We start from the raw sequence: 22,675 nt of genomic DNA, 5'->3' as shown, positions 1-22,675 counted from the left end.
AACTTTAAAGTTACCCATTTTAACAAGGCCTGTTAAATAATGAATTATTCAACTTAAAGATCAAAAAAATGACAACTACAGATTTCACAACAACCTTATTGGTAAACCAAAGCCCTGAAGAAGTTTTTGATGCGTTAAAAAATGTCCGGGGATGGTGGTCAGGCTTGCATTCGGAAATATTTGAAGGCGAGTCGGAAAAACTTGGCGACGAGTTTTCATTCTTTGCCGGCGACGGAGCGCACTACACCAAACAAAAACTTGTTGAATTGGTCCCCAACAAGAAAATAGCCTGGCTGATTACCGATAGCAAGCTAACTTTTACACAAAACCAAACCGAGTGGACCGGCACCAAACTTTGCTTTGATATTTCTGCCGAGGGCGATGCTACAAAAATTGTATTTACGCACGTTGGACTGGTACCAGAATTTGAATGTTATCACGCCTGCGCACCGGCATGGACACAATATATCCAGGAGCGGTTGTTAAACTGGATAAATACAGCTGCAGCAAGCAAAACAGTGTCAGCGGCGCAGTAATGCGTGACCGGCACGAATAGGCTAAAGCCAACCTTAGAAGCAAGGTATGATATTACTTTGCTTCTAAACTTTTTTCGCTGGTCAAGGTTGCAATACAATAAGCCCACTAAACGGATATCAAATAGCCTTCATAGCAAAGAGAAGCATCATTAAATGAGGTTTTCCGCTAACATATTGAACTCGTATATTAGTTTATTCAAGTTTCTCATGCCATGCTAAATAGGATTTCTGTTACCTTTTACATAATTGCTTTTTTCGCCATAACTATTTTCGGTTGCAATTCTAACTTCCGACAAATAAAGTTTAACAGAACACAATGGGATGACGGAGATATTGAAATCTATCCTTATAGGAATGCCATGCTCAACGACCTCTTAACTAATTATCACTTAAAAGGCATGAGCTATAAACAACTTACTAAACTATTAGGTGAGCCGCAACGTTGGGATAATGACAATATTGATAGCCCTTACTACAACATCAATACCGATTATGGCCATGACATCGACCCCGTTTATACGAAGACATTAACGATATATTTAAATAAAGACTCTCTGGTTACGGGTTACAAAATCAAAGAATGGCGCAAAGAAAAGTAAACAAGACTAAGATCGCCCACTGGTTGAAGTTTAGCGACAGTATAACCGGCCTAAAACAAGCTAAGCTTTCAGCCTAACTTACCTTCGCTGATTCATGTATATGACGGTAATTGTGTGTAATAACAATTAATATCGATGGAAAAAAGCTATACCCGTTTATATATCTTTGAGAAACAAATAACCTTATGACAATAAAATTAGGCGACTTCTTCCCTAAGAAATCAGTAGATGAACCAGTATTGGAACTTGACGACCCAAGATGGTCGACCTTAGAAGGGGGTTACAGAGGAACATTATATGATGCTTCAATAGCCCTGAAGAAACTTGAACTTGCAGATAATAAACAAACTATTAACCAAATCTATCAAGAACTATGGAACGAGCTACACCATCAGGGAGACGTTGGTTTAGCCTCATATTATTCAGTTCCTCATTTGGTCAGAATAGCTAAACAGAAACAAATTGTAGATTATAATATACTTGGGCTGGTTTCGGTGATCGAAATACAAAGGCATAAGGACAATCCTCCTTTACCAAGTGCTTTAAAGCCAAACTACAATAAAGCGATTGAAGATTTAGCAGATCTTGCGAAGCTTGCTATGAATCAATATTGGGATTTGGATTTAGCAGCAACGGCATTAACAGCTATTGCATTAGCTAAGGGGCAAGTAAAGTTGGCAAATGCTATTCTGAACATGGATAGTGAAGATACCATAGATGAGTTTCTCGAATCCTATAGTTAGCCATTGGCGATATATTCCTTGATACAATGAAGAAAAAACTTTGTGGCTTAGAATTTAATATAGAGAATATAGAGCAGATCATTAACATGGGCGGCCCATGGATTTGCTCTATATACCTCGAAAACCATTTAATTTCTGACCATTGTGTTTTCGACAATATTTTAGAAGATCCTTCCTTTAAAAGAGTTTATTTCGTTAAATATCACCGTACCTCAAAATGGAAATCAGATAACTTCTTTACTTTGAATTACTTCTCGGTTAATTATAATGAGATCTATCAATCAAAACGAAGATTTGAAATGCTTTATCTTAAAAAACTTTTGAATCAGGAAAGCATCGAGATATTCTATGCATTTCATGACAAAAACCAAGATAGAAGAGATGTTTTCGTTGTCTCTGAACAACAATTTGTTATTATATCAGAATATTCGAAATGACCTTAGCTTTTCTAAAAGCTTACAACCAAGTCAGTGTTCAATTTTTGAAAAACAGGGTGTTCAACATTTTACAAGCCAAAATTACAACCCATTGATTATCAATACCAACCTGTTCAAAACAGCGAATAGATGATTTTACAGATTTTATAAACAACTGATTATCAACAACAATCAAATTACAAAAAACAACAAGTGTTCACACCTTAAAAAATTGAACACCTGCTAATCAAGCTTAAATCCGAAATCGAACATCTGAATTCCCAAATCAAAAAATTACTCCATCATCAACCTGCGGATCAGCTCCGCGCTCTGGGCTTTGCCCTCTTCAAGCCGGTGGCTAAAGAATGCCTGCGTATCATTAAAGTGTTTCTTATACCCCTCCATATCCCCATATCCAATAATAGCCGACCATTCCCTCACCGCCGAGTGAAACTCCAGGTCGTCGCCGCGGATGGTTTTATCGTATAGGGCTGTTTCCAGTGATTCTTCCAGCAGCTCTTCATTCTTGAAAAGGTATTCGGCAATGCCCAAACGCAGGCGGAAAGGCGGGGTTTGGCAAATGAGGTTATCGTAGGGGTTAACGCCAAGGTGGTACCAGGCATCAACCATACTTAAAATACTAAGGTGCGAGTTTGGCTTTTGATGATCGGCATGCTGTGACAGCGAAAACTCCTTCATCACGGTATCATTAAGCATAATAGGCTTGCGGCTTTCGTGAAAAACAAAGTCGCGTGCGCGATAAAGGCGTTGCTTAAATGCATCAGCCTCTTCCTTGATCATCAGCTTAAACAACTCCGACTCGGATTCGGCATAACGTTTCACCTGCTGGCGGGCATACGGGTTGAGGATAGCCAGCCCGGCATAAACGTGGGCCTTATAGCTGAAGATGCGGAGGGTGGTCAGAATTTTCACGTTATCTATCCCCCCGATATATGAAGCGTTTTCCCAGGGGAAAAACCCGGCAGATTTCCATGCGGTACCCATGCTCTCAAAACCAACGTGGGTTACGGCCTGGGTATCGGCCACAATACGGTCGTGCTCGTGGTAATCGGCAATTTCAACTATGTTGCTGCCAATCGCCGTAAACAGGTCATACATGCGCTGGTAGGCATCGGGCGTTGAGCGGTACGGGATCAGGATGAGGGTTTGCCCGGCGGGTTCAAACCCCGGGCCGTGCATCCCATGAAATGTAACTATCTGGGCATCGGCAGGCAGGTGCTTTTCAAAGGTGGCAATCTCAGGGGACTTAACCGAAGTTTGTCCGGCTACAATGGCACCGTATTTGGTTGAAGGGCCATACTCAGCAACCACACGCTCCATGCTATCGGCCTCAACCGAATAGATGATGAGGTCGTTGATGCGCGCAACATCGCTGCCGTGATCCATAACGGTGATGCCGTGAGGCGTAAGCTCTTCTTCAAGCTTTTCACGGTTGGCCGGCAGGTCGCAGCCCGAAACGGTGTAACCGGCCTTTGCGAAAGCCTTCGCGTACAGGCGGCCCATATCGCCTAACCCAATAATACCTATATTCATGCCGCTAATATAACTATGAGTAGGTTAATTACGTACGAAAGCTTATTTTAGCCTCAAAAACGCGGGGTGTATATAATAAAAACCGTAAACATCCTGTTTTGTTAATAGCATATACCTAATTTTACATTTGATGAACAAGCATTTACTACTTACGATAACGGTTTTAATAGCGATGATAACGGGGAGTGTTGCAGCAACTTTTGCACAGGACAGCACCAGGAAAAAAACCGCTACCTTAAAGCCCAATGCTATTCCACCCATTGTAAGATCGAGCCCGGCAGCGCTTAAAAACCCGGCTGCAACGTCGCAGCAACCGGCTAAATCTGCTTATACCCTGCCCAAAATCAGTGCTGCTGCCGATTCGGCCCTGCAAAAAGATAAAAGCCTTAATGGCCAGTACAAATACCTGCTTAGCAAACTATACCATTATCAGCAACCATTAGTTGCCGCCCTGTGGAAAAACATGAAGGATACCCTGAACACCGAGCGCCGTCAGCTTAAAGAGGCCCGGGCCAAACTTACCGAACAGGGTAAAAATGTTGAAAGCCTTAAATCTGACGCAAGCAATAAGGAACAAGCCCTCAACGAATCAAACGCCAAACGCGACGAGATCAGCCTGCTGGGAATTCCCTTCACCAAAGCAACGTACAACCTGGTAATGTGGGGCTTGGTTATTGTTTTTGGTGTAGTTGCCGTTATAGTGATAGCCCGCTCAGGTGCACATAGCCGCGAGGCTAAATACCGCATCAAACTTTACGAAGAGCTTGATGAGGAATACAAAGCCTTCAAGGCCAAAGCCAACGAAAAAGAAAAGAAACTTGCCCGCGAACTTCAAACCGAACGCAATAAGCTTGACGAGCTGTTAGGCAGAGGATAAGCTTTTTAATTTCAGAATTCACATACCTCAAGTCATTGCGAGCGAAGCGTGGCAATAGCATACTATACAGGGCTGATATGCCTATGCCTTGCTACGAGATTGCCACGTCGCGCCATACACACAGGCAGCCCCGCTCCTCGCAATGACATAATTTTATAAACATCATGCCCAATACCAACCTGCTTTCTCTCATAACTCAATTACGTTCCGTTGCCGATACAGGTCTGCTATACGCCAAAAACGAATACGATATCGAACGTTACAAGGAACTGCAACACCTGAGCACTCAAATGTTTGATGAGGTAAGCGGTTACGGCGCCGAAACCATCAACCTATTGTTCCCTCAGGCTGCCGATTATCCTACCGCCAAGGTTGATTTACGGGGGATGCTGCTTTCGCCGGATAATAAGATCCTGCTGGCTAAAGAAAGCGGTGATGGAAAATGGTCGTTGCCCGGTGGATGGGGTGATATTGGCTATACACCCAAGGAAACCATTATTAAAGAATTTTGGGAAGAAACCGGCTTGCAGGTTACTGCCGACAGGCTGCTGGCCGTATTTGATAAAAAGATGCACCCGCATCCTCCGCAGCCTTTTTATGTATATAAAATGGTTTTCTACTGTAAAGCTGTTACTACAGAAATCAACAAAGGATTTGATGTGTTGGATGTTCAATATTTTGATATTGACAACCTGCCGCCACTATCGGAAGACCGGATCCTGAAAAGCCAGATCGAACTGCTTTACCAAAAGATCATTACTAACGATATCAGCGTTTGGGCAGATTGATTAATGCTAACTGCGCCAACTCATATCTAACCCAAACTGCTACTGCAACTGTCGCTGCTACTAAAAAAACTACTCTTTCAAATCAGGTAGCGTACGTTTATCAGCCGGCAGTGCCAGATACTTTTTGTACGAATCATTGATATAAACCGCCATGGAAGGGCCGTTGTTGTTTTTGACAAACTCGTATGAAGGCCTGTAAATGGTCATGAAATTCTCCAGATCCTGTCCGCGCAGCGGGATAATGCTTTGTACGTAAGTCATGGTAAACACTTCGTCAACATGGCGTTCTTCTTCCTCGTGTTTAAAGTACTTTTTAAGGCGGCGGGCATCTTTTGCCTCCTTGCTAAACCATGATGTAGGTGATAGCGGATAAACTTTAGCGCGGGTATACACTTCCGGATATTCTTTGTGGGCGTCAAATGTTTCGCGTTTGGCGCTGATATTAACCTGCCTTAAGGCTATGGTTTGGGTAACCATCTCTATTTTCTTGTTGGTAAAATCGGTTACATATAACGTATCCGACACGTATCCCGGAGAACTAAAAATCAGGGTGTGCCCCGTTTCAGTGCGGATGCTGAAATTACCTTTACTATCGGTAAGTGTCATTTGCCTGTTTTGGTTGTCGCGCACAAAAACATCGCTCATTTTATTGTTTTTGCCCGACTCAACAACAGTGCCTTTTACAGTGGTTTGAGCATTTACGGTACAAGCCCAAAATAGCAACGCAGATAATATAAGGTATGGGTATTTCATAGCAGATTATTTGTGCTGTAAATTAAACTTATTTTTTGTTCCAAAGGTTTTCAATTTAACACTTTTTCGCCCTTTTGTTATCTTAAATGACAAAACCCTGAATCAGCATTGCAATATGGTACAAAAAAAACGCTCCATCAAATTGACGGAGCGGCTGGCAATTCATTATTGTTGTATTATGTCCCGGTATCTTTTTACTCAGGATTTAGGTTAATATCGGTTTACTTTAAAATCAGAGATCCCTCCACTCATGTGTATCAGGATCCTGCTTTTTGCGGCATCAAAGCCATCGGTTTCGTAGTCGTTACCATCCTTTTTACTGAAACCCTCAAATTCGTTTGATGAGAGGCCGGTATTGGATGTGATACGGCAGGCAGCGCCTTTTGGAACGCTTATGGTAACCTCAGATGCACCGGTTGAAACTTCCACATTTGTGGTGCCAACAGGAGCCCCGAGCTTCACATCAAATGACGCTGCTCCACCTTTTAAAGATAGGGTTTTTATTTTGAATTTTGAAAGATCAAAATTTAAATCTGTTGCACCCGTAGTAATGTCAATATCCCACACCGGATTTGTGTTTAATTTAATATCGGCCCTGTTGTTTTTCTTGTCGTTTGAATCAAAATGGAAACCCTTATTATTCTTTAAATTAAGGTTAAGCACATACACCGAATCATTTTTACTATGGTTAAAAGTGTACTTACCGTAAAGTTCCTGCGTTTGGGCGCTGAATAAATCGGCAGTACTATCACTTAAGTTATATATGGTACCGCCACCACTGATATTAAGGCGGGCATGTTTAATACCGGCATTATACTCCTCTTTAAAGGTTTTATCACCGCCTATTTTAACAACTCCCTGATCGGTATTCGTTGTATCGCTATCATCGTTGTCATTATCGTCATTATTATAATCGTCGCTATGAAAAGTCCAGGCATTTGGCCAAAAATGGTAGCGTTTACCAAAGTTGCCAAATACCAGCAATGCAAAGCAACCTATTACTACCGCAAGCTTTAAGATGGTAGCCAGCGGCGATCGGTTTCCGGCAAACACTAAACTGATACCTCCCATAATTAAAAATATAGGCCACAGATACAGGATGTTCATCCAGTCGAAATTTATTACGTGGAAGTTATCCAGCAGGAATACCACTCCCAACAATACCAGGATCGCGCCCGGAACAAGTTTATCGCTTCTCATGATTTTATATAGTTGGAGGTGTATCTTTAGTTTCTGTTTCTTCCTTAGCAGGTTCGGCTTCCGGGGCATCAGCTACCTCATTAGCATGCCAGCTTTGTTTTTCCCAGGGCTGTTTCTTTACTCCCGAAACTATAAGCGCAATACCTGCGCCTACCAGCATTACGGGCCAAAGGTTTTCAAAATCCCAATCAGGCATCAGGTCGAGCTCATTAAGCAGGAATACCGAACCTAAGAGGATCATGGCCACGCCAAATATCAGCCCAACGGTTGAAGCTTGTTTTTTGGGCGGATGTACAAACGGGGGATTAAATGGCTGGCTGCCAAATTTAGGATCGTAAAATGGCCCCGATTGCTGCCCGCTTGCAAAAGGGTTATCCTGTGGCGGTACCCTGTAATCAACACCGGGATTAAAGCTGTAACCTTTTTTTGGCAGCACTATCCACAATACTATATATATGGGTAAGCTGAAGCCTTTTAAAATAAGGGTCACCAAAAATATCGCCCTGATAACTGCTACGTCCGTGCCGAAATGCTCGGCAAGGCCCGCGCAAACACCGCCTATTACCTTTCGGTGTTCATCGCGATGAAGTTTCTTTTCCATAATTTATGTTCGCTTTATGTTTAAAGTTGATTTATCATAACTGGCCCGGAGCGGGTTTGATGATGATTTCGTCGACATTGGCGCCGGTGCTCATCTTGTAAATATTGATGATTGCCGATGCTATGTCTTCGGGCAGCACCATGGTATTGGGGTCAACCACCGCGTCTTTCCATGAATCCGTTAACGTTGATCCGGGAATTACGGCGGTAACTTTTACACCATGCTCCTGCATCTCGAGCCTCATTACTTTTGTTAGACCTAACAACGCATACTTTGTTACACTATAACTACCGGCTTGGGGCACAGGATTTATAGCGGCTACCGAGCATATATTAAAAAAGTGCCCTTTACGTGCCTTTGCCATGGTTTTACCGAAATAACGGTACAACTCATAGCCCGGCATCAGGTTAGTATTCATCTGGATTGGAAGGGTATCTTCAGTATCATCCAATATGCTTGAAGGAATAAACGTCCCCAAATTATTAACCACAACATCAATGAAGCCAAGTTCGGCTTCAGCGGCAGCGGCAAACTTCAATAGTTCGGTTTTCTTGCTGCCATCAGCTTTCATAGCAAAAACCTTTACCCCTGCATCAACCTGTTCAAGTTCATCTTTAAAATTTAATAATTCTTGCTCATTCCGCGAACAAATTGCCACGTTTAATCCTTCATTAGCAAAAGCAATTGCAATTGAGCGGCCCATGCCTTTGGTTGAACCGGTGATGAGTACGTTTTTCATATTGTTTAAATTAATTTTTATAGTTAGTGAAGCTTTATGCCCGCAATTTACGTAAGCATAATAATTGATACAGTTAAAATTGAATTTAAATGACTTGTTTTAACACCTGACCATTTAGGCTTAAAGGTAAAAAGCGTATTTTTAACCGATTTTTATAAGAACAAATGTTTGAAAGTTTAGGAAGATACATACTCTTACTGCGTTTAAGTTTCAGAAAGCCCGAAAAGTTCAGTGTATACTGGGCCGAAGTAATGCGCGAAATGGTATCAGTAGGCATCGGATCATTGGGTATCATCTCAATCATATCTATATTTATTGGAGCAGCAACTACTATTCAGGTAGCCTTCCAGCTATCAAGTCCGCTGGTGCCTCTTAGTATAGCGGGTAAAATAGCGCGTGACTCCACTATTCTTGAATTTAGTCCAACCATATCAGCGCTTGTATTGGCCGGGCGTGTTGGTTCAAGTATCGCGTCTCAAATTGGTACTATGCGGGTTACCGAGCAAATTGATGCCCTCGAAATTATGGGCGTAAACGCGCCGGGATACCTGATATCGCCCAAGATCATTGCGGGCATGAGTATGGTGCCATTACTGGTTATTGCTTCAATAACTTTAGGCATTACAGGGGGGTATATTGCCTGCGTTGCTTCCGGAGACATTACGCCTGCCGATTATATTGTAGGGGTACGTGATGGGTTTGATGGCTTAACGGTAAGAGTAGCACTTGTTAAAGCAATTGTTTTTGGCTTTATCATTGCTTCTATTTGTGCTTACCAGGGTTTTTACACATCAGGCGGTGCACTTGAGGTTGGCCAGTCGGCTACAAAGGGTGTAGTTTTTAGTTGTGTGATGATCTTATTTGCCGACCTTGTTATCACCCGTTTAATGCTATGATCGAAATTAAAGACATTAATAAAACCTTTGGCGAAAATCACGTTCTTAAAGGAATCAGTTCAGTTTTCCACGAAGGCAAAAACAACCTGATCATAGGCGGTTCCGGATCAGGCAAAACAACATTATTAAAATGTATTGTTGGCCTGCATGAACCATCCAAAGGCGAGGTTTTTTTTGATAATGAAAATTTCACCCAAATGGATTTTGAACAACGTGTACCTATCCGCACAAGTATTGGTATGCTTTTTCAAAATTCGGCCCTGTTTGATTCCATGACAGTGGAAGAGAACATCATGTTCCCGTTAAATTTGTTCACCAACAGATCAAAGGCCGAAAAGCTTGAACGGGCCAACTTTTGTTTAGAGCGGGTTAACCTCGCTGGCAAAAACAAACTTTATCCGGCTGAACTATCAGGCGGTATGAAAAAGCGCGTTGGCATTGCCCGCGCCATTTCCATGCAGCCTAAATATCTTTTTGTGGATGAACCAAACTCCGGTCTCGATCCTAAAACTTCGATATTAATTGATGAACTGATAGCCGAGCTTACTCTGGAGTACAGCATAACTACTGTTGTGGTAACCCACGATATGAACTCGGTAATGGGTATTGGCGATCATATTGTTTTTTTACACCAGGGTCAAAAATGGTGGGAAGGCAGCAACAAGGAAATTGCCCATACCGATAATAAGGAACTTAACGACTTTGTATTTGCCAGCAAATTTATGCAGGCGGCGAAGGAAAAGTTGTAATAAGTCTGTAGCCTAAAGTTTAAAGTCAAACAATAAGATATCATTATATTTGCCGCACCTTTTAAGTTGAGATTCAAACTTTCGACTTAATACTCAAGACTTTTGACTTAAAATAAAATGATCCAATTACTTACCCCAACGCACTGGAAAGATTACGAGCTGATTGATTGCGGCGATTTTGAAAAGCTGGAACGCTTTGGGAACACTATACTTATCCGCCCCGAACCACAGGCGGTTTGGAACAAAACCCTGCCCGCTTCTGAGTGGCAGCGTTTGCACCATATCAAGTTTAAAGGCCGTTCGGCAACTACAGGCGAATGGTTGAAAAAAGATCCTAAAACTCCCGATCGCTGGCATATCGAATATAAAAACAAGGAAGCAGCCATTAAGTTCAGGCTGGGATTAACCTCATTTAAACATGTGGGCATCTTCCCGGAGCAGGCCGTAAACTGGGATTATATCAGCCAAAATGTAAAACGCTTTAAAACCCCCGAGCCAAAAGTACTTAACCTGTTTGCCTACACAGGCGGCGCTTCCTTAATTGCAAGGGCAGCAGGTGCCGATACTACCCACGTCGATTCTATAAAGCAAGTAGTAACCTGGGCTAATGAAAACCAGGAGATCTCGGGTTTGAAAGATATTAGATGGGTTGTTGAGGATGCTTTGAAATTTGTAAAACGCGAATTGAAACGCGGTAAAAAATATAACGGTATCATACTTGATCCGCCGGCATATGGCAATGGCCCCAACGGCGAAAAGTGGAAACTGGAAGATAACATCACCGAAATGATGCGTGATGTAACTCAACTGCTCGACCCTGAAGAGCACTTCCTCATCCTGAATACTTACTCCCTTGGCTTCTCATCTGTAATAGTTGAAAACCTTATTAAAAGCTCATTCCCACAGGTGCAAAACCTCGAAATTGGCGAGCTTTATCTGCAGGCTACGGCAGGGCCAAAACTGCCTTTAGGGGTTTTTGGAAAGTTTCATAAAATTAAAAGTAATTAATTTCCAATATCTATCTTTGGCGGCGACCGAACCAACACAATTGCTGCTTTATAAGTGGCTGGGAATTAAAATAAACACACCTTACATACACCTGCATTATATTGAACGTTAAAAAAATGAAACTAAAAACGCTTGTACTATCCGCTACGTTTGTGGCATCGGCAGCTTTGCTTTTAAATAGCTGCTCACAAAATGGCAGTAATGCCAAAACCGACGGTAAAAAAACCGCTGTTGCAGTTAAAGGTGATTCGGCCCAGGCTGAAACAGCAGATACCTTAAGCGTTAAAAAATCTACCTACCCTCCTATCGACAAAAAGCTGTACGACTCGTTGATGAAATTCAACGCGCATGGCGATACAACCGGCAGATGGCCTGTTAAAAATACCCCGTACCCGATAGGCGGCGCCATTTTACCATTTAAACGTGTAGTTGCTTTTTACGGAAACCTGTATTCGAAAAGAATGGGTATTTTGGGCGAATTGCCGCCAAATGAAATGTTGGCCAAGCTTAAAGGCGAAGTAAAACACTGGGAAAAGGCAGATCCTAAAACTCCGGTACAGCCTGCACTGCACTATATTGCTGTAGTTGCCCAGGGCGATGGCGGTAAAGACGGCAAATTCCGTTACCGTATGCCATTTAAGCAAATTGACAGCGTATTGGTGCTGGCTAAAAAAGCCCATGCTATTGTATTTTTAGATGTACAGGTAGCCTTGAGCAACATCCGTGCAGAATTACCGCTGCTTGAAAAATACCTGGAATTACCGCAGGTACATTTTGGTATGGACCCTGAGTTTTCGATGAAAGACGGAACCCATCCGGGTAAAAAGATCGGCACTTATGATGCTGATGATATCAACTACGTATCAGACTACCTAACCAAAATTGTTAAGAAAAACGGCTTACCGCCAAAAATCCTGATAGTTCACCGCTTTACTAAAAAGATGGTGACCAACTATAAAAATATCAAGCTGCACCCCGAGATCCAATTGGTAATGGATATGGACGGTTGGGGCGAACCAGACCTTAAAACCGGTACGTACCGCTATTTTATTAACCAGGAGCCGGTTCAGTTTACAGGCTTTAAATTGTTTTATAAAAACGATATCAAAAAACCACCTCACCACATGTTAACACCAGAGGAGGTTTTATCAAGATACAAACCATACCCGATTTATATCCAGTATCAATAAGTCGGAAGTCTTAAGTCGAGAGCCTTAAGTTCCAAGTCAGAAGTCCTGGGTAAGTAATAAAATTTATTTACCCGGGACTTTTGCATTTAAAGCTATATACTTGAAAAATCAATTTTTGACTTAGAACTCCGGACTTAAGACTTCTGACTAAGAACTATGATAAAATGGGGTGTTATTGGATGCGGACGTATTGCCCACAGGTTTATGCAGGGCTTCTCAGTTGTTGATGGTGTTGAACTTACAGCATCCTATTCGCGCAGGCCTGAAACTGTTGACGCTTTTGTTGCGCAATATGGCGGTATTGCTTGCCGAAGTATTAATGAATTGCTTGCGAGCGATATTGACGCTGTTTATATAGCTACCTTGCCTGATAGCCATGCCGCTTACAGCATTGCCGCACTTAAAGCGGGCAAGCATGTGCTTTGTGAAAAACCGGTTACTGTTAATCTTGCCGAACTGGACGAGGTGCTTGCTGTTGCTAAACAAACCGGCTTGCTTTTTATGGAAGGAATGAAACCACCCTTCTACCCTTTATACGGCAAATTAAAAGAACATATTGCTAATGATCCTATAGGCCCTGTTGGCTATGTACGCGCCGGATCGGCCGTGGCCGATTGCCCGCCCGACCATCCGAATTACAACCTCGACCTTGTGGGCGGCAGCCTCATGGGGATTGCCATTTATGAGGCTTTTCTAGCCCTCGACTGGCTTGGCCCCATACAGGACATCCAAACCATGGGCAGGTTTGGCGAAACCGGGATCGACATGTTTGCCATTTTTCAAACGCTTCATCAAAATGGATACGCGCAATTATATTGTGGTTTTGATATGCATGGCAAAGGCGACGCATTGATAGTAGGTGCGCTGGGGCATATTACCATCCACAAAAACTGGTGGAACCCGGCAAAGGCAACTATCAGCTACCTTGATGGCCGCATAGTAGAATTGAATGAACCATTTATTGCCGGAGGGCTAAATTATGAGATTATCCATTTTTATGAACTCATAAAGCAGGGCAAAACCGAAAGCTCGATACTGCCGCATGAACTATCAAGACAAATGATTGATATGATAGATCGGGCCAGGGCGCAAATAGGGTTAAAATACCCGGTGGAAAAGTAAAATCTATAATAAACTTTGCTGGCACAAGTTTTGTGCGATAGCCTGAGCACGGCTAACTTGTGCCTTCTACGTTATGTATCGTCCTAAAAAAAGTTTACAGTTTAGCCGAGTTTAGCACCGGGTTCTGGCTCGCGTTTATCTGGTAGGTATAGATAGCATTCTGCTCATCAACTTCAACTATGCGGTAGCCTTTGTATTCAGTACCCCAGTCGCCGCCTATGTGCGAATCGAAAAAATGTGGGAGTTTATCCGTGTAACGCACACCATCCAGTAAGTGATCGTGGCCATGAAACACCGCTTTTATGTTAGGGTATGAATGAAGCAATTGGATGGTTTCCGGGCAATCAACAAATACATCATTCTTAACCCATTTGGTAGGCGGGATATGCAGTATCACAAAAACAATTCTTTTGTCGGCAAATTTATCTAACGACACCTTGAGGAAAGCATTATTAGGGCAGGTATAAACACCTTTGGTATCGGCAGTGTGGGCCAATACAAAACCTATATCGCCAAACTCTACCGTGTATTTATCTTCATAACCAAAAGCATTCTTCCAAACCGCGGCATCCGCAAAATCATGATTGCCGGGAATAGTATGGTAGGGGACATTTAATTTATCAAGGTATTTAGCTTTGATCTCAGGGAGCAAGTCGGGGCGGTTGTGTACCAGGTCGCCGTTAACAATCACAAAATCAAGGTGATTTTTGCTATGATCTTCGTTAAGCCATTTAACCATGTTGCCGGTGTGCAACATAAAATCCGTTTTCGGCTGTCCATAATGAATGTCAGAAGCTAAAGCAAATCTTAATTTTAGTTTGGCTTTGGTGGCACGGCTATACCCGTTATTTTCAGCGGCAAAACTATTGACAGCAGGTAAAAGACTTAAAGCGGCTACGCCTGTTAAGGCAGTGCCAAAAAATTCGCGGCGCGAGGTCATAGGCTATTATTTTACGGCAAAGGTAGGCTTGGGGTGTTAAATGAAAGTTAAGAAAACACCTAATTTGACGTGTCTTGTACATACCGTGAGAAGTTTACTCCAGTTTTAACGGCGGACCTACTATTTGCATATCATGATCGTTAAAAATTTTGGCGAGTTCCTGTTTTATTGGTTCATGATCTAATGCTTGCATTGTTACAAAAAAATCTTCAAGCTTACCAGCAGGTTGAAACGTAACCGTCATTTTCCCTTTTTCAGATACTTGTGTCCATGCATGTGGTACATTTCGGGGTAAAAAAACACTATCGCCTGCACTCAAATGGAACTTATCTTCACCAACCTGGAAGTAGTAGGCGCCATCTAAAACATAAAATATTTCGTCTTGCAAGGGATGCACATGCAATGGAGTACCGCGGCCTTGCGACAAACTTGTTTGTTCAAAAATAGCCAGGTCGCCGTCGGTATCACTGCCAGATACTTTCACATCCATTATATTTGAATTGACCCCTTTTAATTTAATATGCCCATGTATACGGCCTTCTCCCGCACTTATTTTAAATCCTTTGTTTACCCGCATAAATCTCTTTACACCTGTAGAAAAGGATGTTAAAGGCATTGCAGCAAAAGCTAACATAGCAGTAATGAAATTATTTCTTTTCATGGCAAAGCGGTTTTACATTGGTTTATAAAAAGAAACCCGTTATATCTTACCTCATTGATATAAAAGTAGTTATAATTATTCAGTTACGCTAATCCCTAAGTATTCTTACGTAATTAGGGTGCCGTTTTAGTTGATATATATTTGAGGGCTTTAATATTGCCTGCAACCTTTACTGGTTAGATGGGCATACCGAAAGGTCGCGGCGCAAGGTCATAGGATATTATTTCATGTGCAAACGTTGCCCTGTGATGGTGATTGACAGTTAAGAAGCTATCTGAATCAGAATTTCAGAATGCTTGAATTTTCAGAATTAAACACATCACATTCCGGACATTCTTAAATTCTGAAAATTCTGATTCAGACAATTTACCTCAACCCCTTTTCTTTTAAAAACTTCACCAATGCTGCCGGATGATCCGTTTGTAAACCTTTCAAACCAACCGCAAGGGCCTCGTTCCAATCTGCCGGGCCTTCACCTGCACTTTGAATATCAGGCCAAACCGGAATGTGATATTCACCGGCCAAGGCAACCATATCGGCGGTGTATTGATTGTATGATCCGTCAAGGATATCAGGGTGATACTGATCGATAAAGCTTTTCATTCCGGCAGTATTTTTAACACTATCGGGCAGGCTCAGCATCAGCGGCATTTTTGGGGCAGCTTTTCGCCAGCCTGTAAATTGAGCGGCGCTGTTAATATAAACCAATACCTGTTTTTCCATGCCATATTCTTTGATCATCTGATAAGCCTGTTCAGGATCGGCAGCTTTAAAATCAAGATAGATACCTATCCGGTTTTTGCATATTTGCAGGATCTGCTTAAAGGTTGGGATCCGGTACACCTCTTTGCTCGCGGTATCCTTGCTCTTCACCTTTAACTGCAATAGCTCCGCAAGTGTAAAATCCTTCAGTTGGCCTTTACCATCAGTCATGCGGTTGATACTGCCGTCATGCATACTTACCAGTTCACCATCTTTGGTAGTACGCAGGTCTATCTCTACATAATCAGCCTCATTTTTTATTGCCTCCTTATACGCTTCAAGCGTGTTCTCCGGATAAATGACGTGATCGCCACGGTGGGCAGCGACTATAAACTTATGCCTTGAAACAGGAGCCGGGTTGGCCTGCCACCCATCACCGGGTAGCAGCCATAGTAAACCCAAAATTGTTAATAGTTGAAAACGCATCGTTATTTATTTTTTACCTGTAACACTACTTATCGCATCCCCCGCCTCATGACCTGCCGCAGCTTTAAAATCAAAGCCTAATAAATTGGCTATGGTTTGAGCCAGTTGCTTATGATAAGTTGTTTCACCTTGTTTCATTTCTCCTGTTGCCGGGGTACCCGGGCCGATTACCGCAAACCAGGTTTGCTCTGAATGTAACACGTCCGACCCATGGTCATGCCATTTTTTCATTGGCTCATCACCCCTGCCGTGGTCGCAGGTGATGATCAGGGTAGTTTTATTTTTATAAGCAGGCTCTGATTGGATATAATCCCAAAGTTGTTTTATAAAGCCATCTTCCTGTTTAATACGGTCAAGGTAAAACTTATAATTGCCTGCATGGGCCATATCATCCGGTTCATCAAATGAAACATACAATGCACGCGGCTTATATTGCATCATATAGTTTTTGGCAAACTCAAATGTCAGGAAATCGATCCGCGTTGAATCGCTGATATAACGGGGTGCTTCCAATTGCAGTTCATTCAGGTGTTTCAGGCGGTCATTCATCCCCGCAATTTCTAAAGGCATAAAACCCGCGTTAACTAAAATACCGGCACGCTGAGGGCTCAGGATCTGCGAAAAGCGTTCCCATGATGCAAATGCAGCCACCTTGTTTTCAAAACCTTTTTGTTCGTTCAAAAACTCAAGCACATTCATGTTTGGGTTATAGATACCATCATTGGTGTTCATCCGCTTGTCGGGGAAACCGGTAAATATTTCATTGTATCCCGGGTATGAAAAATGATACGGGTTGGCTACTTCGTCTTTGCTGCCCAGATCACGGTTTCCATACAGTTGTCCTTTTTCAACTACCGTGTTCCAAAAAAAAGGCATCAGCAGTTTTCGACGATCGGCTGCGGCCTCCGTCCAGAAATTTTTACGCACATCATTCTTATCATGCGTATCATTTGAGTTGATAATGGCCGAATCGGCACCACGGAAAACTTCCTGCCAGCGTAAACCATCGATAGTGACGATAACTACGTTTTGGGTTTTATGCTGGGCGCTTAAGGCCGAAAACGACAATACGAATAATACAAATAAGATAACTTTTTTCATGGCTTTTGTATTTAATGATAAAGGCCCCTGATTAGCGGGGCCTTTATGCAGATTAATTAAAACGTATAAGCTGAGGTTATTTAAGTATATACATAACACCGTTAATATCATCGTTACCGCCATACTGACTGGCTAACGCTTTGTTATAATTATCGGCATTTGAAGTACGCTCTGATTGCGGATATTGGAAACGGGTTGCTATACGACCACCGTTACCAGTACCTGGCCCTGTTGTAAAGGTTGGTATACCGGTACGACGGTATGTAAAATATGATTCCAAACCCGAGTGACGGAATAACGCCAGGTATTTTTGCTGCAATATTTTAGTTAAACCAGTTGCACCTGTAGTATATTTAACACTGCTTTGCGCATAGTAGGTAGCCCAATTAACGTTGATGGTGTAAGTATCGTAGTTAGATAAAGTAGCTACGTTGGTTGAACCAGGGCGGTAAAAATAAGCGGTGAAAGTACCTGTACCAGCTGGGATACTGTAGAAAGCAAACGAAGCCTGTATTCCTTTGATATAATAGTCTTCCGCATTGCCTGTAGCCCAACCTCTGTTAATACCTTCGGCTATGTTAAACATCAGTTCAGGGTAGCCTATTTGTATAGAAGGTTCGCCCGTATAAGTTGAGTAATAACGTTTCCTGTTAAGGAAAGAATATTTCTGCAAGCCTGCATTGTTATACATTACACCTAAATCCAGGCCCGGATCAGCACCTATAAATGATGAAAATGCAGTGGGACTTTCTTTCAGGTTATCAACATTGTACCGCGCAGGCTCAGCCGTTACAAACACGCGCGGATCTTTTAAGCTTGTTAACAAACCGATGTAAGTAGCCGAGGTGTTTTTACGTGAACCACTCTGACCAAAGTTATCAGGCGTTTGCGGATAATAGTTAGTTGGCGAAACAAAGGTGTATTGCAGGTTGTCGGTTGCGCTGGTCATTAATGGGTATTTTGTTGGATTACCCAAAATGGTAGCGAATTGATTTACAACATCAATATCAGCAGTTTTTTTGCTTAACTGTACAAGCAACCTGATCCTGAATGCGTTTACCACTTTTTGCCACGCAGTTAAGCTATTACTCAGGTAGATATCACCGGCAAGCGTATTGTCGCCTGAGGCAATTAATGTGGTAAGATCAGCATTGGCGCTCTCCAGCCAGCTTAATGACTGGGTCATTACTGTTTTTTGAGTGTCATAAGCAGGAGTTAGATTAGTTAAACCCTGTAAAGCCTGAGTCATTGGAATATCACCTTCTTCCATACTCATTTTGCTGAAAAAATAAGCTCTGAAAAATTTGCCTAAGGCGCTATATGGGTTAACTGCTTTGGCTCCGCCTTTAACAGCCTGGTCTTCCATAGCCACAACATTTTTCAAGGCGTTGTAATAATTGTCGCCGCTGCCAAAATCATAACGGTTATTTCCGTAGTAATCGTAGTTATTAATATAGTATTGCGAATAAGTTTCGTCGGAGCCATCAGGCATATCGACCATGCTGTTTAAAATGCCATTGAAAAGCAACGACGCAGGCACAGCATTAGGTACGTTAGGGTTAACGGTTAACTCCTGGAAGCTTTTTTTGCAACCCGTTACCGTTAGTATCATAAATACCGGCAATAAGCAAATTAAAAATATCTTTTTCATATCCGTCTGTTAATTAGAATGATAAATTCAGGTTAAATCCGTAGCTACGAATTGTTGGTGATTGCAATACGGTTTGCGCCTGGGCACCGTTGTATTGGTCAAGATCCACGTCTTTAAAGCGTTTGTCACCGTAGAAGTACAATAAGTTACGGCCATAAAGTGATGCAGATATTTTCTGTATAAAGCTTTTCTGCAACCAGGCTTTAGGAAAATCAAAGCCAAAGCTAACTTCACGCAATTTGCTAAAGGTTTTGCTCATCAGGTTTGATTCGTCAACACCGTAATATTTACTAACATAATCCTGTACAAAGGCAGTTTGCTTGTTAGGAGCATATTGCAGAGCGTTGTAATTTAACACTGCACCTGTTTTTGAATCGTAGTTGATAGCGGTACCGTTAGATACTACCACTCCCTGGCCAACGTAAGTACCGTTGTAGCCAGTTACGCCAAAGTTTTTCCAATCCTGGTAACGCGCATCGCCAAGGGCGCCGGTAGCTGTTTCGATGTTTGCACCGCCACGCATGGTTTTGTTGTGCATGTAATCAATAATTACACCACCAACCGAACCGTCAAACTGGAAACCCATGGTAAAGTTTTTGTACCGTAATTTGTTAGATACAGCCCAGGTGTATTTAGCATTCTCGTTACCCAGGTATTGAGCAACCGGTTTAACTAAAGGCTTACCGGCAGCATCGTTGATGACCTGGCCATCAGGAGTCCTTACAAATGCCGATCCGTATAACTTATCGGTACGGTCGCCAACTTTAAAGAAGGTATTGTAAGTATTCTGACCGGCAGGTAATTCTTTGTATACCTCTTTATTTGTGGCAACGTTTACTAACACATTCCAGGTAAATCCACCCAGGTTTTTGATAGGAGTACCTTCGATAGTTCCTTCATAACCTGACCTTTTAGTTTTCAGGGCGTTTAGATAAAGGATGCTGTAACCTGAAGCGGTAGAAATTGGGTTAGCTAAAATTCGCGGACCGTCAATGTACTGGAAAGCTGTAGCGCTTAAACCTAAACGGTTTTGCAGGAATTTAATATCAAAACCTTCTTCGTAGTTAACACGGGTTGATGTTTTGATGTTATTGATGTATAAATAGTTGGTTGCGTAACCAGCAGTTGTATTATTGTATGGTTTGCTGGTTGAATAGGATGTATTTAAAGAATAATCCGGTCCGTTATACGGCGAAGTATAAGTTGAACCATATCCCAGCGGATTGTTAAATAACGAAGCACCTGTGCTACCACCAAACGCAGTGATTGAGCTGAATGGAGCAGGACCTATAGTTGAGCTTGAAGCATCTGCTTTTACGTTAGCATATGAACCACGCGCTTTCAAAAATGAAATGAACTCCGGCAACTTAATATAATCAGAAATTACTGTAGCCAAAGAAGCACTTGGATAAGTGTAAGTTGTAGCGTTTTGGAAAGCGCTTGACCTGTCACGACGGTAAGTACCAGATAAGGTAGCATATTTACCAAATGACATATCCAATGAAGCATAAATACTAAATACTCTCTCTGATGCGTTGAAGCTGGTTGCCTGAATAGGGTTTTTTGAGTTGCTGAACGCATAAACCTCAGGTACGTTCAAATAATCTGTTGATGTCCAGCTTGAGTTATATGACATCTCACGTAAGTTAGAACCAACTAAACCCGACAGATTTAAGAATTTCTTGATAGTGTAGTTATAGTTCAGGATCAACTCCGTGTTGTTATCAAATAAGTTCCTGCGGTCTTCGCGGTAGTCTCCCTGGTTACCTTCACGACCGTAAGGGTGAGCACTAAAAGGAAGTTTTTCTGTACGTAACAGGTCATAGGTATCAATTTGTGAACGTAACCTCAAATTCAAGTTATCATTGAATTTATAAGTGGCTCCTAAATAACCATAAACGTCATTTTTGTAATGACCACGGGTCCACTCATTTGTTAACAGGTATGGGTTATGGTAACGTTGATATTCGGCAAATACTGATTGAACACCAACTTTACCGGGCTGCCAGATTCCTTTGATATCAGGTGCCTCGATATTCCAGTCGGCGCCCGTCCAAACCGCTATATTATAGATGATACTGTTAGGACCATACTGAACATCAGGGAAATTATCAGTTGACTGCCTGTTGAAATCTATATTACCTTCAAAAGTTAATTTAGGGATTGGGGTAAACGAAGCGTAAAGGTTAGCGTTAGCTATATTCAAATATTGTGAAGGAATATAACTTGTTTGATGTTGCTGCGACACCGAAAAACGGGTTACATAATTATCGCCAACAGCGCCAATAGAAACGTTATTGTTAGTTTGGCTACCAACTTGCAAAAAGCGCTTCAGGTTGTCTTTACCTCGGGCAACCCACGGTGTTCCCTGGCGAACGCCATTAACAACAGGGCTGTCATACTGGGGAATAAGCTGTCCGTTAAAGTAAGGACCCCAAACGTCGTAGTCGCCGTCTACACCACCCGGTGCACCGCCTTTACCATCAACAAACTGGTAAAAAGTATTTTCGCCCGGACCAAATGAACTTTGTATACGAGGAAATGCAAGGAAACCTGTGTTTAATACTGTGCTGCTGTTTATATCAATGGTTAAGCCTTTCTTGTTTTTAGCACCATTTTTGGTGGTGATCAAAATGGCACCAAACTGTGCGCGGCTGCCATACAGAGCTGCGGCGGCCGGGCCTTTCAATACTGTATATGTTTCAATATCATCAGGACTGATGTTATAAGTATCTGTATTAATAGGGAAACCATCAACAACATATAATGACACCTGGTTACCCCTGATCAATACGTTAGGATTACCCAATAACTCGGCCGATGGGCCGACGGATACACCTGCAACTTTACCAATTAAACCTGTAACAGGGTTAGGATCGCGAGCAGTGGTCAACGCGTCGCCTTGCACTGTTTGAATTGCATAGCCAACTCGCCTGGTTTCTTTTTTGATACCAAGAGCTGTTACAACAACCTCATTAAGGGATTTATTATCGCCGGTAAGGCTTACATTTATAATTGGTTTATCACCAACAACAACGGATTGCGAGGTATAACCAATAAAAGAAAAAACAAGGGTTTGACCTGCGCTGGCATTTATTATAAAACGGCCATCAATATCGGTAACAGTACCTTTATTTTGTTCTTTAATTCTTACACTTACGCCCGGCAGGGGCAAGTGTTTGTCATCGGTAACAGTACCGCTTATTTTGGTTTGTCCGAATAAAATAGATGGAGCTACGCAAAATAACAAAACCGTTATTACGGTTTTTAATCTCTGGTAAATCTTGTTCATCTGCTAAAGTTTAAGGGTGAAACAGTCAAATTTTTCATGCAGCAATACTAAACTTTGTTTATTATTAGTAA

At 42.2% G+C, this 22,675-nt stretch carries 21 protein-coding genes; 10 read left to right on the top strand and 11 right to left on the bottom strand.

Annotation, left to right across the window (positions count from 1 at the left end):
- The first annotated feature begins 68 nt into the window (after window positions 1-68).
- The 3 genes from ACP26M_RS26650 to ACP26M_RS26640 all read left to right on the top strand — a co-directional run bounded on the left by ACP26M_RS26650 (window position 69) and on the right by ACP26M_RS26640 (window position 1,878).
- The gene (locus tag ACP26M_RS26650) at window positions 69-536 is read left to right on the top strand and encodes an SRPBCC family protein (protein WP_426584796.1); all 468 of its coding nucleotides are present in this window, start codon (window positions 69-71) and stop codon (window positions 534-536) included.
- A 398-nt stretch (window positions 537-934) separates the two neighbouring features.
- On the top strand, window positions 935-1,135 hold the full coding sequence (locus tag ACP26M_RS26645) for a hypothetical protein (RefSeq protein WP_426584794.1): 201 nt from the start codon (window positions 935-937) through the stop codon (window positions 1,133-1,135).
- Between the two features lie 185 nt (window positions 1,136-1,320).
- Window positions 1,321-1,878, top strand: coding sequence for a hypothetical protein (locus ACP26M_RS26640; RefSeq protein WP_426584792.1), 558 nt, complete (start codon window positions 1,321-1,323; stop codon window positions 1,876-1,878).
- A 710-nt stretch (window positions 1,879-2,588) separates the two neighbouring features.
- Here the strand turns inward: ACP26M_RS26640 and ACP26M_RS26635 are convergent.
- Window positions 2,589-3,848, bottom strand: a complete 1,260-nt coding sequence (locus tag ACP26M_RS26635; RefSeq protein WP_426584790.1) for a prephenate dehydrogenase/arogenate dehydrogenase family protein — start codon at window positions 3,846-3,848, stop codon at window positions 2,589-2,591.
- Window positions 3,849-3,978: 130 nt separating this feature from the next.
- Between ACP26M_RS26635 and ACP26M_RS26630 the strand changes: the two genes are divergently transcribed.
- Window positions 3,979-4,725 (top strand): hypothetical protein, encoded by a 747-nt coding sequence (locus ACP26M_RS26630; RefSeq protein ID WP_426584788.1) that lies wholly within the window; start codon window positions 3,979-3,981, stop codon window positions 4,723-4,725.
- Between the two features lie 164 nt (window positions 4,726-4,889).
- Complete coding sequence (locus ACP26M_RS26625; RefSeq protein WP_426584786.1) at window positions 4,890-5,513, top strand: NUDIX hydrolase; 624 nt, start codon at window positions 4,890-4,892, stop codon at window positions 5,511-5,513.
- 69 nt (window positions 5,514-5,582) lie between these two features.
- On the opposite strand, the gene ACP26M_RS26620 is transcribed toward ACP26M_RS26625, so the two are convergent.
- The 4 genes from ACP26M_RS26620 to ACP26M_RS26605 form a co-directional block, all read right to left on the bottom strand.
- Window positions 5,583-6,266, bottom strand: coding sequence for a carboxypeptidase-like regulatory domain-containing protein (locus ACP26M_RS26620; RefSeq protein ID WP_426584784.1), 684 nt, complete (start codon window positions 6,264-6,266; stop codon window positions 5,583-5,585).
- A 210-nt stretch (window positions 6,267-6,476) separates the two neighbouring features.
- A complete protein-coding gene (locus tag ACP26M_RS26615; protein ID WP_426584782.1) occupies window positions 6,477-7,466 on the bottom strand; it encodes a LiaI-LiaF-like domain-containing protein in 990 nt (329 codons plus the stop codon).
- Between the two features lie 4 nt (window positions 7,467-7,470).
- Window positions 7,471-8,067, bottom strand: a complete 597-nt coding sequence (locus tag ACP26M_RS26610; RefSeq protein WP_426584780.1) for a PspC domain-containing protein — start codon at window positions 8,065-8,067, stop codon at window positions 7,471-7,473.
- A gap of 34 nt (window positions 8,068-8,101) precedes the next feature.
- Entirely contained in the window at window positions 8,102-8,806 is a 705-nt protein-coding gene (locus ACP26M_RS26605) for an SDR family oxidoreductase (RefSeq protein WP_426584778.1), read from the bottom strand.
- Window positions 8,807-8,970: 164 nt separating this feature from the next.
- On the opposite strand from ACP26M_RS26605, the gene ACP26M_RS26600 reads away from it, so the two are divergent.
- From ACP26M_RS26600 to ACP26M_RS26580, 5 genes are all read left to right on the top strand, one after another.
- On the top strand, window positions 8,971-9,702 hold the full coding sequence (locus ACP26M_RS26600) for an MlaE family ABC transporter permease (RefSeq protein ID WP_426584776.1): 732 nt from the start codon (window positions 8,971-8,973) through the stop codon (window positions 9,700-9,702).
- The gene (locus ACP26M_RS26595; protein ID WP_426584774.1) at window positions 9,699-10,451 is read left to right on the top strand and encodes an ABC transporter ATP-binding protein; all 753 of its coding nucleotides are present in this window, start codon (window positions 9,699-9,701) and stop codon (window positions 10,449-10,451) included. The genes ACP26M_RS26600 and ACP26M_RS26595 overlap by 4 nt, the downstream gene beginning before the upstream one ends.
- 117 nt (window positions 10,452-10,568) lie before the next feature.
- Window positions 10,569-11,459: a class I SAM-dependent methyltransferase gene (locus tag ACP26M_RS26590; protein WP_413669742.1), complete on the top strand. Its 891-nt coding sequence runs from the start codon at window positions 10,569-10,571 to the stop codon at window positions 11,457-11,459.
- A 116-nt stretch (window positions 11,460-11,575) separates the two neighbouring features.
- Window positions 11,576-12,649 carry a hypothetical protein gene (locus ACP26M_RS26585; RefSeq protein WP_426584771.1) on the top strand — a complete coding sequence of 358 codons (1,074 nt, stop codon included), beginning with the start codon at window positions 11,576-11,578 and terminating at the stop codon, window positions 12,647-12,649.
- A gap of 156 nt (window positions 12,650-12,805) precedes the next feature.
- Window positions 12,806-13,771 carry a Gfo/Idh/MocA family protein gene (locus tag ACP26M_RS26580; protein WP_426584769.1) on the top strand — a complete coding sequence of 322 codons (966 nt, stop codon included), beginning with the start codon at window positions 12,806-12,808 and terminating at the stop codon, window positions 13,769-13,771.
- 94 nt (window positions 13,772-13,865) lie between these two features.
- Here ACP26M_RS26580 and ACP26M_RS26575 read toward each other — a convergent pair whose 3' ends face one another.
- From ACP26M_RS26575 to ACP26M_RS26550, 6 genes are all read right to left on the bottom strand, one after another.
- A complete protein-coding gene (locus tag ACP26M_RS26575; RefSeq protein WP_426584767.1) occupies window positions 13,866-14,711 on the bottom strand; it encodes a metallophosphoesterase family protein in 846 nt (281 codons plus the stop codon).
- Between the two features lie 94 nt (window positions 14,712-14,805).
- Entirely contained in the window at window positions 14,806-15,372 is a 567-nt protein-coding gene (locus ACP26M_RS26570; protein ID WP_426584765.1) for a cupin domain-containing protein, read from the bottom strand.
- 366 nt (window positions 15,373-15,738) lie between these two features.
- Window positions 15,739-16,560, bottom strand: a complete 822-nt coding sequence (locus tag ACP26M_RS26565; protein ID WP_426584763.1) for a glycerophosphodiester phosphodiesterase — start codon at window positions 16,558-16,560, stop codon at window positions 15,739-15,741.
- Between the two features lie 6 nt (window positions 16,561-16,566).
- Window positions 16,567-17,661 (bottom strand): alkaline phosphatase family protein, encoded by a 1,095-nt coding sequence (locus ACP26M_RS26560; RefSeq protein WP_426584761.1) that lies wholly within the window; start codon window positions 17,659-17,661, stop codon window positions 16,567-16,569.
- A gap of 76 nt (window positions 17,662-17,737) precedes the next feature.
- Entirely contained in the window at window positions 17,738-19,312 is a 1,575-nt protein-coding gene (locus ACP26M_RS26555) for a SusD/RagB family nutrient-binding outer membrane lipoprotein (protein ID WP_426584759.1), read from the bottom strand.
- Between the two features lie 13 nt (window positions 19,313-19,325).
- Window positions 19,326-22,604, bottom strand: coding sequence for a SusC/RagA family TonB-linked outer membrane protein (locus tag ACP26M_RS26550; RefSeq protein WP_426584757.1), 3,279 nt, complete (start codon window positions 22,602-22,604; stop codon window positions 19,326-19,328).
- Between the last annotated feature and the right edge of the window lie 71 nt (window positions 22,605-22,675).

The sequence above is a fragment of the Mucilaginibacter sp. R-33 genome, from assembly GCF_049949235.1.
GTDB lineage: Bacteria > Bacteroidota > Bacteroidia > Sphingobacteriales > Sphingobacteriaceae > Mucilaginibacter.
The sequence above is the reverse complement of the archived record's forward strand: the minus strand, read 5'-3'. Positions and strand labels throughout refer to the sequence as shown.